This is a genomic window from Micromonospora haikouensis (genome assembly GCF_900091595.1).
Taxonomy (GTDB): domain Bacteria; phylum Actinomycetota; class Actinomycetes; order Mycobacteriales; family Micromonosporaceae; genus Micromonospora; species Micromonospora haikouensis.
Window position 1 is genome coordinate 71909 of record NZ_FMCW01000008.1, and the last position, 14703, is coordinate 86611.

A 14703-nucleotide genomic window follows, 5' to 3' on the forward strand; every position below is an offset into this window, starting at 1 on the left:
CTCGAAGGGGTGCCCGGGTGGCCGGCAGGGCCCGCCCGGGAGGTCGGACGGGGGTGTCGACGGGTGTCGACGGTGCACCGGCGGGGCGCGGGACGCGAACCGGCCACTGGCGACGCGGCCGACGGGCCGCTGCCCGGTGACGCCTACGGCGGCCGGGACGGCGACGCGCACGGCGGCCGGGGCGACGACGCGGCCGGGCGGCTCCGGGACGAGCGGGGCTGCGTCGTGACGGCCCTGCGGCTGGGCTGGCGGCTGGCCGACGCGTACCACCACGCGCAGACGGCCGACCTGTCGGCGCCGCAGCGACGCCCGGGCGGGCCGCCGGTGAAGCTGACCAATCTCACCGAGATGTCCGGCCGGCGGCGGCTGCGGATGTACCTCGACGGGATCGACGTCGCGCTGGCCCAGATCGCCACGCTGACCGGCACCGGCGGCGCCGCGCCGTCCACCGCCGCCGCCCGGGCGGCCACGCCGACCGACACGACGACGGCGGAGGCGACAGCGGCCCTGCCGGCCGAGACGACGGTCCCGCCCACCGAGCCGGCGACGGTCCCGCCCACCGAGGCGACGGCGGCGCTGCTGCTCGCCCTGGACGACCTCAACGTGGACGTGCTGCGCTGGGCCATGGCCGCCAACCCCCGGGTCGGGCTGGCCTACCGCCTCGGCCGGTCGCTGGCCGACACCGTCCGGCACGGCGAGGCCGAGCAGGTGCCGTGGCGCTTCGCCGGCCGGCAGCACGAGATCAGCCGGTGGCTCGACGAACTGGCCAGCGTGCTGCCGCCGTACTCGGCCGCCGTCGTGCGCCGGTCGCTGCGGGCGTGGGCCGACGCGGTCACCCGGGCCCTGATGGGCGACCCGGCCGAGGCCGGCCTCGACGAGTTGGCCCGCGAGCTGCGCAACCAGGGCGACCGGTGGCGCAACGTGCTGACCGGGGGGCTGCACCCACGCGACCTGCTCGACGAGGAGGACTACGCGGTCGTCGCCCGGAACGTGATCATCCGGGACCGGAAGTTGGTCGTGCAGGCGGCCCGGGGGATCTTCTGGCCCGTGCTCGTACCCCTGCTGGTGGTGCTGTTCGCGGTGGTCGGGGTGAGCGCCGCCGCGGCGGCCGGCTCCCCCACCACCCGCGCGGCCGTCGCCCTGGTCGGGCTCGGCGCCGGGCTGACCGCGATCTGGCGGACGGTGTCCGGGCCGACCCTCGCCGTCGCCGGTGAGGTCAACCGGCCGCTGCTGGAGGGGGAGCTGACCGTGCGGATGGCCGGCCGGGTCGACGGACCGCTGGCCGACGCGCGGGCCGCCGCCCGGACCCGACGGCCACGCCATCCGGACCAGGTCCCCGGTGGATCGAAATACGTTGCCGGCCTCACCCCCGCCGACCTACCGTGATCGCGCAAGGTCAACCAGCCAACCGGGAGACGATCATGTCGTTGTCGCACGTCAGAGGCGTGCCGTCGGCGCTTACCGTCGGCGGTTGTCGATTCGTCGCGCCCCGGGAAGGGCGGCCCGGCTGACGCGCGTCCGCACGCGTCGAGCCGCCCGTCCCCGCCGGACCCGGGCGGCTCTTCGCTGTCCGGCCCGACCCACCGTCGCCCCTGGAAGGAGACCCGGTGGACGCCGTCCTCGTCATCAACGCCGACCTCGGCCCGCTGCACCGGGTCACCGTCCAGCACGCGATCCGGATGCTCTGCCGCCGGGTCGCCGAGATCCACGAGGCCGAGCCGGACCGGGTGATCGGGATCTTCCCGGTCCCCCGGGTGGTCCGCCTCGTCCGGTACGTGGTGACCCGCTGGCGGTTGCGCGCCGGCCCGGCCTGGTCCCGGGCGGGTGTGCTGCGCCGCGACGACCGGTGCTGCGCCTACTGCGGCGGGCCGGCCAGCACCGTCGACCACGTCCTGCCCCGCTCGCGCGGCGGCCGCAACACCTGGCGCAACACCACCGCCGCCTGCTACGCGTGCAACCAGCGCAAGGGCGACCGGACGCCAGCCGAGGCGGGCATGCCGCTGCGGCACGAGCCGGCCGTACCGAGCTGGGCGTCGCTGGCGGGGCGGTGACCGGCCGGCCGGCGGGAACGGGGGGCCGCGTCGGGGGTACGCCCCGGCGCGGCACCCGCCGGCCCCGGCCGGGCAACCGCAGGCCGTGCCACCGCGGGCCGGGTCAGCGCTCGATCTCCCGTACCCTCGGCACCACCATCCCGTTGGCGCAGCTCGCCCGGACGTCGCTGGCGTGGGCGGCGGAGCCGAGCACGACGCGGACCTCCCGGGTGGGGCCCGGCACGTACTCCTCGACCTGGTAGCCGTCCGCCGGCACGGTCGACGTCACCGCCGCACTCTGGCCCGTGCAGGACACCCGGACGATGCCGCCGCTCGCGCGCACCGCGACCGTCGGCGGCTCGGCGGGGGCCGGCTCGGCCGGGTCCTCGCCGGAGTCCGGGGCGGACGGCGACGCGGAGGTGGAGGGGGACGGGGCCGCCGACGGCGACCTGCCCGACCCGCCGGGGGCCGACGGGCCCGGGGCCCCGCCGCCCGGGGCGGGGCTGCGTGCGGGGTCGCCGGGGCGCGGCGAGCCGGCGTCCCCGGCGGGGACGCCGACGTCGCCGGCGGGTCGGACCTCGCCGACGGGGGCGACGACCTCGTCGGCGGAGGGCACCGGCGACCCGGTCGGACCGGCCGCGCCGGACCGGTGCGGGCGGGACGAGTCGGCGAGCGAGCCGGCGGTCGCCACGGCGATGACCAGCGCGGCGGCGACCACGAGCAGGGCCCGGTACCGCCGCCGGGCCGGATCCCGACGGGGCGCGGGGCGCGGTGCCGGCCCGCGCGGCGCGTCGCCGGAGCCGGCCTCCGCCCCGCCCCCGCTCCCGCCCGCAGCACCGGACATGTCGGCACCGCCGGACCGGTCGGCACCCCCGCCGGCCGGGCCGTCACCGGCGGCGGCCGCGGTCGGCTCGGGCCGGGCCGCCTCGGCGGCCCGCATCCGGGTGACCACCGCCGCCAGCCGCGCCGCCGCCTCCTCGGCGGACGGCCGGGCGGCCGGGTCCTTGGCGAGGCAGCGCCGGCACAGCTCGGCCACCTCGGCCGGCACGCCGACGACCGGCGGCAGGGGCCTCGGCTCGACGTAGACGTGGGCCCGCAGCATCTGGGTGGGGGTGTCGGTCTCCCAGGGCAGCTCGTCGGTGAGCACGAGGTGGACGAGCAGCCCGAGCGCGTAGACGTCGGAGGCGGGCACCACCTCCCCGGCGTCGAGCCGCTCCGGCGCCAGGTAGGAGGGGGTGCCCAGCAGCTTGCCGTCGAAGTCGATCTCCGGCTGGCCGACGGCGGCAGCCGTGCCGAAGTCGACCACCTTCGCCCCGGACGGCGTGAGCACGACGTTGGCCGGCTTGACGTCGCGGTGCACCAGACCCCGCGCGTGCGCCGCGGCGAGCGCGGCGGCGACCTCCGCGCAGATCCGCAGCCCCTCCACCGCCGGCAGCGGTCCGTCGTCGAGCCGCCGGGCCAGGGTGGGACCGGGCAGCAGCTCCATCACCACGTACGGCGCGGGCTCTCCGGTGTGGGTCAGCGCCTCGCCGTAGTCGTAGACGTTGGTGACGTTCGGGTGCGAGAGCCGGGCGGCGGCCTTCGCCTCGGCGCGGATGCGTCGGCGGGCGGCCCGGTCCGAACCGAGCAGCACCTTGACCGCCACCTCGCGTTCCAGCAGCTCGTCGTACGCCCGGTGGACCACCGCCGTGCCGCCCTTGCCGATGCGATCTCCCAGGCGGTACCGGCCGTTGAGGAATTGATCGATCTGCACCGGCACAGCGTGCCAGTATGGGCCCCGTCACACCAACCGATCATCGAGAAAACCCGATCGGGCAGTTCAGGGCCCGGGTGCCGGGCGTTCCGGTGTGGACGGTCCGTCGGCGGCGGGCGGGGCCCAGCCGAACCGGGGCGCCCGGCGCCCGTTGGCGGCCGCCACCCCCTCCCGGGCCTCCCCGATGTCCCGGACCTGCCCGTGCCACCAGGCGATCCGTTCCGCGTCGGCCCGGTCGTCGACGATCTCCTTCGCGGCGGCGACGGTGAGCCGGGAGCGCTCGGCGATCGTGGCGGTGAGCGCCGCCACCCGGGCGGCGAGCCCGGCCGGCGGCAGCACCTCGTCGACCAGCCCGATCCGCAGGGCCCGCTCGGCGTCGATCAGCTCGGCGGTGAAGAGCAGGTGCTTCGCGGCCGACGGGCCGACCAGCCGGGCCAGCCGGCGGGTGGTGGGCGCGGGATAGACCAGGCCGAGCCGGGCCGGCGGCACCCCGAACCGGGCGTCGGCGGCGGCGAGCCGCAGGTCGCAGGCCACCGCGAGCTGGCAGCCGCCCCCGACGCAGGCACCCTCGATCGCGGCGACGGTCGGCCGGGCGAAGGCGGCGAGCCGCTCCTCGGCGGCGACGGCGATGCTGGCGTCACCGGCGTCGAGCAGTTCGTCGAGGTCACCGAGGTCGGCCCCGGCGCAGAACGTGCCAGCCGCGCCGGTGAGCACCAGCGCGCGGATCCGCTCGTCGGCCTCCAACCGGTCCAGCAGCACCGGCAGCCGCCGCCACATCGCCGGGGTCATCGCGTTGCGCCGCCGCGGGTTGGAGATCACGATCGTGGCCACCGGGCCGGTCGTCCCGACGGTCAGCTCCGCGTCCGGCACCGCCACCACCCCTCGACGATACCGACGTGGGCCCGGCGACCACCCGAGTGGGGTGGCCGCCGGGCCGGGAGAGGTACGGCTACGTCAGGCGACGTCGACCGCGGTGTCGTCGACGACGAAGGACGTCTGGAGCGAGAAGTCCTCGGTGCCGGTGAACTTCAGGGTGACGGTCTGGCCGGCGTACGAGGCCAGCGAGAAGGACTTCAGCGAGTAACCGGTGGCCTTGTTCAGGTTCGAGTACGTGGCCAGGGTCGCCAGCACCGTCCCGGACGAGTTGAGCACCTGCACGGAGAGCTTGTCGTACTGGGTGCTCGTGGTGCTCTCGTTCGAGTCGATGTGCAGCCAGAAGCTGAAGTTGTACGAGCTGCAGCCCGCCGGCAGGCTCACCGACTGGGACAGCGTCTCGGTGTTGCTGGTGGCGCGCCCGTTGAGCCAGGCGCTGTAGGTGCCGGTGCGGGCCGGCTGGCTGGTGCCGTGCTGGGCGATGACGCCGGAGGAGGCCGTCCACACCGTGTTGCCGGACTCGAAGCCGGCGTTGCCGAGCTTCTGGCCCGCGCCGGTGCAGCCGCCGACGCCGCCGACCGTCAGCGTGTAGGTGGCCGTGTGGTTCACCGAGGTGCCGGTGCCGGTCACCGTGACGGTGTAGGTGCCCGCCGGGGTGCTGGCGCCGGTGGCGATGGTGAGGGTGGACGACGCGCCCGAGGTCACCGAGGCCGGGCTGAACGACGCGGTCGCGCCGGAGGGCAGGCCGGACGCGGAGAGCGCGACGGTCTGCGCGGTGCCGCTGGTGGTGGCGGTGGCCACGCTGGTGCTGGCGGAGCCGCCGGCGGTGACCGAGCCGGAGGTCGGCGAGAGCGTGACGGAGAAGTCGTTGCCGGTCGACGAGCAGGGCGCGTCGCTGCCGGCCACGTTCACCGCGGTCCACGCCGCCTGGACGGCCTTGTACTCGGTGGAGCAGCTGCCGTAGAGGTCGGTGGCCGCCTTGAGGCTGTACGCCCGCGCGGTGTTCGCCGGGTTGCTGGTGTTGACGTACGACGTGTTGGAGGTGAAGTACACGTCGAGCGCGCGGAACCAGATCTTCTCCGCCTTGGCCCGGCCGATGCCGGTGACCGCCGGGGCGGAGCCGCAGACGGGCGAGGTGCCGTACGCGGTCGCGCCGGTGCCCTCGGCGAGGTTGAAGTAGAAGTGGTTGCCGACGCCGGAGGAGTAGTGCACGTCCTTGTTCTTGGTGCTGGTCGACCAGCACGAGTCGGACGAGCCGTCCAGCGACGGGTTGTACATGTAGCGCAGCGGCGTGCCGTTGCCGTTGATGTTGATCTTCTCACCGACCTGGTAGTCGCCCGGGTCGCTCGGCGCGGCGGCGTAGAACTCCACCATGTTGCCGAAGATGTCGCTGGTGGCCTCGTTGAGGCCGCCGGACTCGCCGGAGTAGACCAGGCCGGCGACGGCCTCGGTGACGCCGTGGCTCATCTCGTGGCCGGCCACGTCGAGGGAGACCAGCGGGCGGGAGTTGCTGGACCCGTCGCCGTAGGTCATCCGGGAGCCGTCCCAGAAGGCGTTGACGTAGTTGTTGCCGTAGTGCACCCGGCTCGGCACGCCCGCGCCGTTGCCGAAGATGCCGTTGCGGCCGTGCACGTTCTTGAAGTAGTCGAACGTCTTGGCGGCCCCGAAGTGGGCGTCGACGGCGGCCGACTGCCGGTTGCTGTTGGCGCCGGTGCCCCAGACGTTGTCGGCGTCGGTGAACGTGGTGCAGGTCGACGTGCCGTTGTTCATGTCGCAGGTGGTGCCGTTGCCGCGCACCGGGTCGATCATCTGGTAGGTGCTGCCGGAGAGCGTGGTGTCGATGGCGACCGCGCCGGTGTAGATGCCGGTTCCGCTGCCGGCGACCGACTCGATCTCGTCGTACGAGCCGATGAGCGCGCCGGTGACGGCGTCGGTGATCACGTGCAGCTTCGACGGGGTCTGCTTGTCGGCCTTCCAGCCGCTGACGACGGTCTCCCAGGCCAGGCGGCCCTTGCCGGAGCTGGCGTCGACGAAGAGCTCCGGGGTGCCCACGGCGGTGAGCGAGCCGGAGAACTCCTTGCGCGCGGCAGCCTTGGCCTTGGCGGAGGTGACCTTCGGGCTGGTGCCGAGGGTCAGCGGGGCGGCGAGGCCCACCGAGGCCCCGGCGTACTGGCCGTTCGCGGTGGCGTGGATGACGAAGTCACCGCCGTAGACGCGCAGGCCGTGGTAGGTGCGGGTGTAGCGGGTGTGTGAGGCACCGCTGCCGTCCACCTTGGTGCGGACGACCTGGTAGGCCTCCGCGCCGGTCCCCTGCACGGCACCGGGGTTGGCGCGCAGGACCGAGTCGGCACGGGCCGCGGCGGCGGCGTCCGGGGTGGGGGCGGCGGGGGGTGCCGCTTGCGCCGTGGTGGTGACGCAGGCGAGCAGGCCGCCGGTCAGCAGCGCTGCGCTCGCAGCGGCGAGGGTTTTCTTCACGTGCCCTCCTGGCAAGAAGATGTGACGGGGGTAGTCACGCATGTAGATATAGAGTCACATCAACCAGAGGGGAAGGGCGGGAGCGCTATCAGACACCAACACTGGCCGAACGGATGAGTAACGGCAGGTGACGGAACCGGGTCGAGTCCGGACACGTCCCACCAATATGAGATCGACTCTCCTCCGCGCCGTCCTCGTCGCCGCCGCCGTCACCGCGTCGCTGGCGTCGGTCGGATGCTCCGCCGGCGACCCGGGCACCCCCACGTCGACCCCCTCCGGCGTCACCGGGCCGACGCCCGCCCCGGGCGCGCCGACCACCGGCCCGGCGGGGTCCACCGGAGGCCCGGCGACCACCGGCACCGCCGCCCCGGTGGCCGCCGACCGTGTGGTCGTGCGGCGCTCCGGCGGCTACGGCGGGCTGGACGACACCGTCACCGTCGAGCCGGACGGCCGGTGGACGGCCGTCGACCGGGCCGGCGCACGGCGGACCGGCCGGTTCACCGGGGCCGACCTCGACCGGCTGCGGCAGCTCGCCGCCGCCCCCCGGATCGCCGAGGGCGGCACCGACGACTCCGACGGTCGCTGCGGCGACGCCTTCGAATACCAGGTCAGCGTCGGCGGCGCCACGGTCGACTGGACCGACTGCCCGGTCGCGGGCACGCCGCCGCCGGCCGCGTCGGCGCTGGCCGAGTTCGTGCTCACGTCCGCCCGCTGACCCGGGTGGCGGCCACCGTCGGCGACCACGCCCCACCGGGGGATCAGAAGCGGTAGGCCGCCGGGAGGCCGGTGGCCCGCAGGTCCGGCGGCAGGTGGGACACGTCGTTGACCGCGACCAGGGTCGCCGGCCCGGCCGAGCGGTAACGGATCACGGTCAGGCCGGCGTTGTGGTGGCCCAGCCCGAGCCAGCGCCCCGGCGGCGCGTCCAGCGCGTGCCGCACCAGCCAGGCGATCAGGAAGGTGTGGGTGACCACCAGGACCCGGTCGTCGCCGGCTGCCGGCACGGCGGCGAACCGGGCCACGGCCGCCGCCGTCAGCCGCGGCCCGTCGACCCGCTCGGCCGGCGAGTAGGCGGCCAGGAGCCTCGCGTACGCCGGGGGCAGGCCCGCCGGGTCGGTGTCGTGCGGCAGGTGGTCGCCGGCCAGCTCGGTGGCGTACACCGGGACACCGGGCAGCGACCGGGCGACCAGCCCGGCGGTCTGCGCGGCCCGGGGCAGCGGCCCGTGGTGGACGGCGGCGAACGGCACCCCGCGCAGCCGCTCGCCATCGTCACCTCACCGGTCGGGAGGCGCGATGCTAACCCGCGCCCCCGACGCCCCGCCGGCCCGGCCGCACGGAACGGGCTCAGCCGCGCGGGAACATCTGCCCGATACGGATCTTGTTGCCGAACGGGTCCCGGATGCCGAAGTCGATGCCGTACGGGCGCTCGGTCGGCTCGTCGGTGACCTCCACGCCCTTGCCGACCAGGTCCTCGTACGTCTTCTGCGCGTCGTCGGTGGTCATGAAGAGGTAGCCGCCCAGCGCACCCTTGGTGAGCAGCTCCCGCACCTGCTCGGCCGTCGCCGGGTCGAGGGCCGGCGGCCCCGGCTTCTCCAGCAGGATCTCCCGCTCCGGGTCGCCCGGCAGGTTGACCGTCAGCCAGCGCATGAAGCCGAGATCGGCGTCGGTGTTGACCTCCAGGCCGAGCTTGCCCACATAGAAGTCGAGCGCCTCGTCCTGGTCGAGCACGTAGATCTGGGAGCGGCTGATCGCGTTCATCGTCATGCCCGGAACGCTATGCGACCGCCCTGACCTGCCGCTTATCCAAAACTGCTGGGTCGCGTCCAGGCCTTGGCGAAGCAGGCGGGCACGTCCACCGGGGCCCGGCCCCGCCGGTACGCCGTCGGCGGCTCGCCCACGATCCGGTGGAACGTCCGGCTGAACGTCCCGAGGCTGGCGAACCCCACCGCGAAGCAGACGTCGGTGACGTCCCGGTCGGTCTGGGTCAGCAGGTACATGGCCCGCTCGACCCGACGACGTTGCAGGTAGCGGTGCGGGGTCTCGCCGAAGGTGGCCCGGAAGGTGCGGATGAAATGCGCCGGTGAGACGTGCGCGATCCGCGCCAGGGCGGGAATGTCCAACGGCTGGGCGTACGACCGGTCCATGGCGTCGCGGGCGCGCAGCATCGCCCGGTTGGACTCCTCCACGGCGCGGCTCATCCCACCCCCGTCGCGCTACGGTCGCCGCTGCTGTCACGCCACCGGGACGGCCCGGCAGGACACCGGAACCGCCTTGTGGGACTGGAGCCCCCGGCCGGGATCGAACCGGCGACATCTCGCTTACAAGGCGAGTGCTCTGGCCAGCTGAGCTACAGGGGCGCATCGTGCGTGGTCAGCATAAGCGACAGACCTGCGAACATCCCCCTCGGCAGCCCCTCCGAGCACGGAAAACGCAATCTTTCCGAACCGGGAGGCGACCGTTCGTCGCCGGCCCGGCGAAACCGCGCGGAGATTGATGCCCGGCTGTGCCCGACTGCCCGGAATGCGTATGCCGTCCGTCGCACCCGATGGTTCATGTCTTGGCAGGATACGAAAAGGCGTTTACCGTGCAGTGACACGGATGACACTTCCGGCGGCCCCGGCTGCCCGGCGTGTCGCCCGATGGCCGGCGTCACACGACGCCGGTCGCTCCTTCACTCGGATCGTCCGGCACGTTCCTGCCGGTGAAAGGAAGCGCTCCAGCATGGCTACGGTCACCTACGCGAAGGCGTCCCGCATCTACGCGGGCACCGAGCGTCCCGCAGTGAACCAGCTCGACCTCCAGATCGGGGACGGCGAGTTCCTGGTCCTGGTCGGCCCCTCCGGTTGCGGCAAGTCCACCAGCCTGCGCATGCTCGCCGGCCTGGAGGACGTCGACGACGGCGCGATCTACATCGACGACCGCGACGTCACCCACCTGCCGCCGAAGGCCCGCGACATCGCGATGGTCTTCCAGAACTACGCCCTCTACCCGCACATGTCGGTGTACGAGAACATGGCGTTCGCGCTCAAGCTGCGCAAGACCCCCAAGGACGAGATCGACCGGCGGGTGAAGGAGGCGGCCGGGCTGCTCCAGCTGGAGGAGTACCTCAGCCGCAAGCCGAAGGCCCTCTCCGGCGGTCAGCGCCAGCGGGTCGCGATGGGCCGGGCGATCGTCCGCGAGCCGCAGGTCTTCCTCATGGACGAGCCGCTGTCGAACCTCGACGCCAAGCTCCGGGTGCAGACCCGCACCCAGATCGCGTCGCTGCAGGCGAAGCTCGGCATCACCACCGTCTACGTCACCCACGACCAGGTCGAGGCCATGACCATGGGTCACCGGGTGGCGGTCATGCTCGACGGCGTCCTCCAGCAGGTGGACACCCCCCGGGCGCTCTACGACACCCCGGCCAACGTCTTCGTCGCCGGCTTCATGGGCTCCCCCGCCATGAACATCAAGACCGTCCCGTTCAGCGAGCGGGGCGCGGCGTTCGCCGAGATGAACATCCCGCTGACCCGCGAGCAGGCCGAGGCGGCCCGCGCCGAGGGCGGCAACAACAAGGTCACCGTCGGGTTCCGCCCGGAGGACTGCGACCTGGTCAGCCCCACCGAGGGCGGCATGCCCGTCGTGGTCGAGCTGGTCGAGGACCTGGGCTCCGACGCGAACGTCTACGGCCACGCCGCGCTGGAGGGCCACAACGAGCGCTTCGTGGTCCGCACCGACCGGCGCACCATGCCGAACATGGGTGACACCGTGTTCGTCAAGCCGCGCGCCGGGCGTACCCACGTCTTCAACGCCGCCACCGGCAAGCGGATCTGACGCAGCAGCACGGAAAGGGGCGGTCCGCCGGGTGGCGGGCCGCCCCTTCCGCGTACGCCTGCCGGAGCCGGACGCACGACGGGCCGCCCCCTGGTGCGGGGACGGCCCGGCGCGTCGGTCGGGTGCGGCGGGTCAGGACTCCGCGGCCCGGCGGCGGGCCACCTCGGCGAGAGTGACCGCCGCGGCGACACTGGCGTTGAGCGACTCCACCTCGGAGACCATCGGGATGCTCACCGTCAGGTCGCAGGTCTCGCCGACCAGCCGGGACAGCCCGCGCCCCTCGGAGCCGACGACCACGACCAGCGGGCCGACGGCCGCCTCCAGGTCGTACAGGTCGGTGTCGCCGTCGGCGTCCAGGCCGACGACCATGAACCCGGCGTCCTGGCACGCCTTCAGCGACCGGGTCAGGTTGGTGACCTGGGCGACGGGCACCCGCGCCGCCGCGCCCGCGCTGGTGCGCCAGGCCGTCGCGGTGATCCCGGCGGCCCGCCGCTCCGGCACGAACACGCCCTGCGCGCCGAACGCGGCGGCGGACCGGATCACCGCGCCGAGGTTGCGCGGGTCGGTGACCCCGTCGAGGGCCACCAGCAGCGGGGCCGTCTGCTCCAGCGCCGCCGCCACCAGGTCCTCGAACGGCTCATACGCGAACGGCGGCACCTGCAGGCCGATGCCCTGGTGCAGCACGCCGCCGGTCATCCGGTCCAGCTCGGCCCGGCTGATCTCCAGGATGGAGATGCCCCGGTCGGCGGCGGTGCGGACGATCTCGGTGACCCGGTCGTCGATCTCGATGCCGTGGGCCGTGTAGAGCGCGGTGGCCGGCACCTGGGCGCGCAGCGACTCCAGCACCGGGTTGCGCCCGACCAGCAGCTCCGGGCTGTCCTTCGCCGGGTTGGACTTGCGGCCCGGCGCGACCCGGGGCCCGCTGCGGGCGGTCGGCTTGCCGCCCCGGCCGCCGGCGCCGCCCCGCAGGGTCGGCACCCCCCGGCCGCCGCCCCGGCCCCAGGTGGTGTCCTTGGTGCCCGGCTTGCCGACCTTCGGGGTACGCCCCTCCTCGGCCGCCGCCCGGCGCTCCTTGTCCTGCTTCCAGGCGGTGCGCTGGGGCAGCTTCTCGGTGCCCGAGTAGGCCTTGTGCCAGGGGCGCTCGTCGGCGGGCAGGGTCTTGCCCCGGCCCGCGAGAGAGTCCTTGTTCTTGCCGCCGGAGCCCTTGGGGGCACCCGCCTTCGACGTCAGTCGCCGGCCACGGCGCTGCGAGTTGCCGGCCATCAGTCCTGCTCTCCAATAGTCCAACGGGGGCCCTGGGGGGTGTCCTCGACCACCACGCCGGCCAGCTTGAGCTGGTCGCGGACGGCGTCCGCGGCCGCCCAGTCCTTGCGGCTGCGGGCCTGCGCGCGCTGTTCCAGGGCCAGCGCGACCAGTGAGTCGACCACGCCGCGCAGGTCGTCCACGCGACCGCCGCCGGTCCAGGCCTCGTCGAGGGGGTCGATCCCGAGGATATCCAGCATCGCCCGCGCGGAGCCGAGCGCCGTGCGGACGGTCACATCGTCGCCGGTCGCCAGGGCGGTGTTGCCCTCCCGGAGCACCTCCTGGAGCACCGCGAGCGCGGCCGAGGTGTTCAGGTCGTCGTCCATCGCCGCGACGAAGCCGGCCGGCAGCTCGCCGAGCCCACCGGGGCCGACCCGCTCGGCGGCCCGCTGGACGAACCCCTCGATCCGCCGGAAGCCGCTGGCCCACTCGCGCAGCGAGTCCTCGGTGTAGTCGATGTGCGACCGGTAGTGCGCCGCCGCGTAGTAGTAGCGCAGCTCGATCGGACGCACCCCGAGCGAGGCGACGTACGCCAGGTCGAGGGCGTTGCCGAGCGACTTGCCCATCTTCGCCCCGCCGATGCCGAGCAGCCCGTGGTGCACCCAGTAGCGGGCGAACGGCAGGCCCGCCGCCTGCGACTGGGCGATCTCGTTCTCGTGGTGCGGGAAGGTCAGGTCGAGCCCGCCGCCGTGGATGTCGAACTCCTCGCCCAGGTAGCGCCAGCACATCGCCGAGCACTCGATGTGCCAGCCGGGCCGCCCCCGCCCCCACGGCGACGGCCAGTAGGCGTCGGCCGGCTCGTCGGGCTTCGCGCCCTTCCACAGGGCGAAGTCGCGCGGGTCGCGCTTGCCCCGCTCCGGGGCGTCGTCGGCGGCCTGCATCGCGTCGGGCGACTGCCCGGACAGCGCGCCGTAGGCCGGCCAGGACGCCACGTCGAAGTAGACGTCGCCCGAGCCGTCGGTGGCCGGGTAGGCGTGCCCGGTGTCGATCAGCTTCGCGATCAGCTCGTGCATCTCGGGGATGTGCCCGGTGGCCCGCGGCTCGTACGTCGGCGGCAACACGTTCAGTGACCGGTAGGCGGCGGTCAGCGCTCGCTCGTTGGCGTACGCGATCGACCAGAACGGCCGGTCCTGCTCGCAGGCCTTCACCAGGATCTTGTCGTCGATGTCGGTCAGGTTGCGGATGAACCGCACCTCGAACCCCCGGGCCAGCAGCCAGCGGCGCAGCACGTCGTAGTTGACGCCGGAGCGGAGGTGGCCGATGTGCGGAGGACCCTGGAGCGTGAGACCACACAGGTAGACCCCCACCTTGCCGGCTTCCCGCGGGACGAAGTCCCGCACCGATCGGGTGGCGGTGTCATACAGGCGTAGCGTCACGGCTCCAGGGTAGCCGTCCACACGTTGCCGGTTCGCCCCGCGCCGGGTCGTCCGCCGCCCCGCGTTCCCGGTTCGTCCCGTGCCGGGTCGTACGCTGCCCCTCGTGGATGAGGCGGCGCGGCAGGAGCGCACGACGACCCGGACCGACGACGGCACGCGCGGTGGTGAGCGCGGCGGTGAGCGCGGCGGTGAGCGCGGCGGTGAGCGCGGTGGTGAGCGCGGTGGTGAGCGCGGTGGTGAGACAGCTCAGACGCTGGACCGGGGGCTGCGGCTGCTGCACCTCGTCGCCGACGCCCCGGGCGGGCTGACCGTCACCGAGGCGGCCAACCGGCTGGGCATCGGCCGGGCGGCCGTCTACCGGCTGGTCGGGGCGCTCAGCGGACACGGCATGGTGCGCCGCGACGGCGACGGCCGGCTGCGGCTCGGCGCGGGCGTGCTGCACCTGGCGAGGAGGGCCCAGCCGCTGCTCGCCGAGGGGGCGCTGCCCGCCCTGCGGCGGCTCGCCGAGCAGGCCGGCGCGACCGCGCACCTGACCGTCGTCGAGGGCGGCGAGGGGGTCGCCCTGGCGGTGGTGGAGCCGAGCTGGACGTCGCTGCACGTGGCGTACCGGACCGGGACGCGGCATCCGCTGGAACGGGGGGCGGCCGGGCGGGCCATCCTCGCCGCCCGCGCGGGCTCCACCGGCCCGGTGAGCACCAGCGGCGAGTTGCAGCCCGGGGCGTACGGCGTGGCCGCTCCGGTGCTCGGCGTGCCGGGGCTGGAGGCGAGCGTCGGCGTGGTGGCGCTGGCCCCGCTGGACCCGGAGTTGGTCGGCGAGCAGGTGCTCGCGGCAGCGGCGGCGATCAGCGCGGCGCTGGCCCCCTGACGCGAGCCGGCTGGGCCCGGGCGGGGCGAGCACCGGGCTGGTTGGCCCGGCATGTCGGCGACATGGCGGTATCCCAGCCGCCGGATACCCCTACGTCGCCGACACTGCGTCCCCGCTAGCACATCCGAGGGCGGGTTGGGCGGTTATCCACAGGGTGGGGAGCCGGCGAGGTGGCCGGTTGTCCACAGGGGTGTCGCCGGGCGTACCGGGACGGTGACG

At 74.4% G+C, this 14703-nt stretch carries 13 protein-coding genes and 1 tRNA gene; 5 read left to right on the forward strand and 9 right to left on the reverse strand.

Annotated features, from left to right (window positions below; translation table 11 throughout):
• Positions 1–63 precede the first annotated feature (63 nt).
• Entirely contained in the window at positions 64–1386 is a 1323-nt protein-coding gene (locus GA0070558_RS09975; protein WP_256091855.1) for a hypothetical protein, read from the forward strand.
• A 221-nt stretch (positions 1387–1607) separates the two neighbouring features.
• Positions 1608–2051, forward strand: a complete 444-nt coding sequence (locus GA0070558_RS09980; protein WP_091277927.1) for an HNH endonuclease — start codon at positions 1608–1610, stop codon at positions 2049–2051.
• Between the two features lie 103 nt (positions 2052–2154).
• Here the strand turns inward: GA0070558_RS09980 and GA0070558_RS34855 are convergent, their stop codons facing one another.
• The 3 genes from GA0070558_RS34855 to GA0070558_RS09995 all read right to left on the reverse strand — a co-directional run bounded on the left by GA0070558_RS34855 (position 2155) and on the right by GA0070558_RS09995 (position 7131).
• On the reverse strand, positions 2155–3783 hold the full coding sequence (locus tag GA0070558_RS34855) for a serine/threonine-protein kinase (protein WP_305119935.1): 1629 nt from the start codon (positions 3781–3783) through the stop codon (positions 2155–2157).
• A gap of 66 nt (positions 3784–3849) precedes the next feature.
• Positions 3850–4659: an enoyl-CoA hydratase/isomerase family protein gene (locus GA0070558_RS09990; RefSeq protein ID WP_091278144.1), complete on the reverse strand. Its 810-nt coding sequence runs from the start codon at positions 4657–4659 to the stop codon at positions 3850–3852.
• Between the two features lie 78 nt (positions 4660–4737).
• Positions 4738–7131, reverse strand: coding sequence for a M4 family metallopeptidase (locus GA0070558_RS09995; protein WP_091277929.1), 2394 nt, complete (start codon positions 7129–7131; stop codon positions 4738–4740).
• A gap of 166 nt (positions 7132–7297) precedes the next feature.
• On the opposite strand from GA0070558_RS09995, the gene GA0070558_RS10000 reads away from it, so the two are divergent.
• Complete coding sequence (locus GA0070558_RS10000) at positions 7298–7846, forward strand: hypothetical protein (RefSeq protein ID WP_091277931.1); 549 nt, start codon at positions 7298–7300, stop codon at positions 7844–7846.
• A gap of 43 nt (positions 7847–7889) precedes the next feature.
• On the opposite strand, the gene GA0070558_RS10005 is transcribed toward GA0070558_RS10000, so the two are convergent.
• The 4 genes from GA0070558_RS10005 to GA0070558_RS10020 form a co-directional block, all read right to left on the reverse strand.
• Positions 7890–8375, reverse strand: coding sequence for a histidine phosphatase family protein (locus GA0070558_RS10005; protein ID WP_369523373.1), 486 nt, complete (start codon positions 8373–8375; stop codon positions 7890–7892).
• A 97-nt stretch (positions 8376–8472) separates the two neighbouring features.
• On the reverse strand, positions 8473–8892 hold the full coding sequence (locus GA0070558_RS10010) for a VOC family protein (RefSeq protein WP_091277935.1): 420 nt from the start codon (positions 8890–8892) through the stop codon (positions 8473–8475).
• Positions 8893–8927: 35 nt separating this feature from the next.
• Positions 8928–9326: a helix-turn-helix domain-containing protein gene (locus tag GA0070558_RS10015; protein WP_091277938.1), complete on the reverse strand. Its 399-nt coding sequence runs from the start codon at positions 9324–9326 to the stop codon at positions 8928–8930.
• An 82-nt stretch (positions 9327–9408) separates the two neighbouring features.
• Positions 9409–9485: transfer RNA gene (locus tag GA0070558_RS10020), tRNA-Thr, on the reverse strand.
• 364 nt (positions 9486–9849) lie between these two features.
• Between GA0070558_RS10020 and GA0070558_RS10025 the strand changes: the two genes are divergently transcribed.
• A complete protein-coding gene (locus GA0070558_RS10025) occupies positions 9850–10941 on the forward strand; it encodes an ABC transporter ATP-binding protein (protein ID WP_091277939.1) in 1092 nt (363 codons plus the stop codon).
• 132 nt (positions 10942–11073) lie between these two features.
• Here the strand turns inward: GA0070558_RS10025 and rlmB are convergent, their stop codons facing one another.
• Positions 11074–12204 (reverse strand): 23S rRNA (guanosine(2251)-2'-O)-methyltransferase RlmB, encoded by a 1131-nt coding sequence (gene rlmB / locus GA0070558_RS10030; RefSeq protein ID WP_091277941.1) that lies wholly within the window; start codon positions 12202–12204, stop codon positions 11074–11076.
• Positions 12204–13619 (reverse strand): cysteine--tRNA ligase, encoded by a 1416-nt coding sequence (cysS, locus tag GA0070558_RS10035; RefSeq protein ID WP_091277942.1) that lies wholly within the window; start codon positions 13617–13619, stop codon positions 12204–12206. Before cysS ends, rlmB begins: the two co-directional genes overlap by 1 nt.
• Positions 13620–13872: 253 nt before the next feature.
• On the opposite strand from cysS, the gene GA0070558_RS10040 reads away from it, so the two are divergent.
• Positions 13873–14484, forward strand: coding sequence for an IclR family transcriptional regulator (locus tag GA0070558_RS10040; protein ID WP_091278146.1), 612 nt, complete (start codon positions 13873–13875; stop codon positions 14482–14484).
• Positions 14485–14703: the final 219 nt, after the last annotated feature.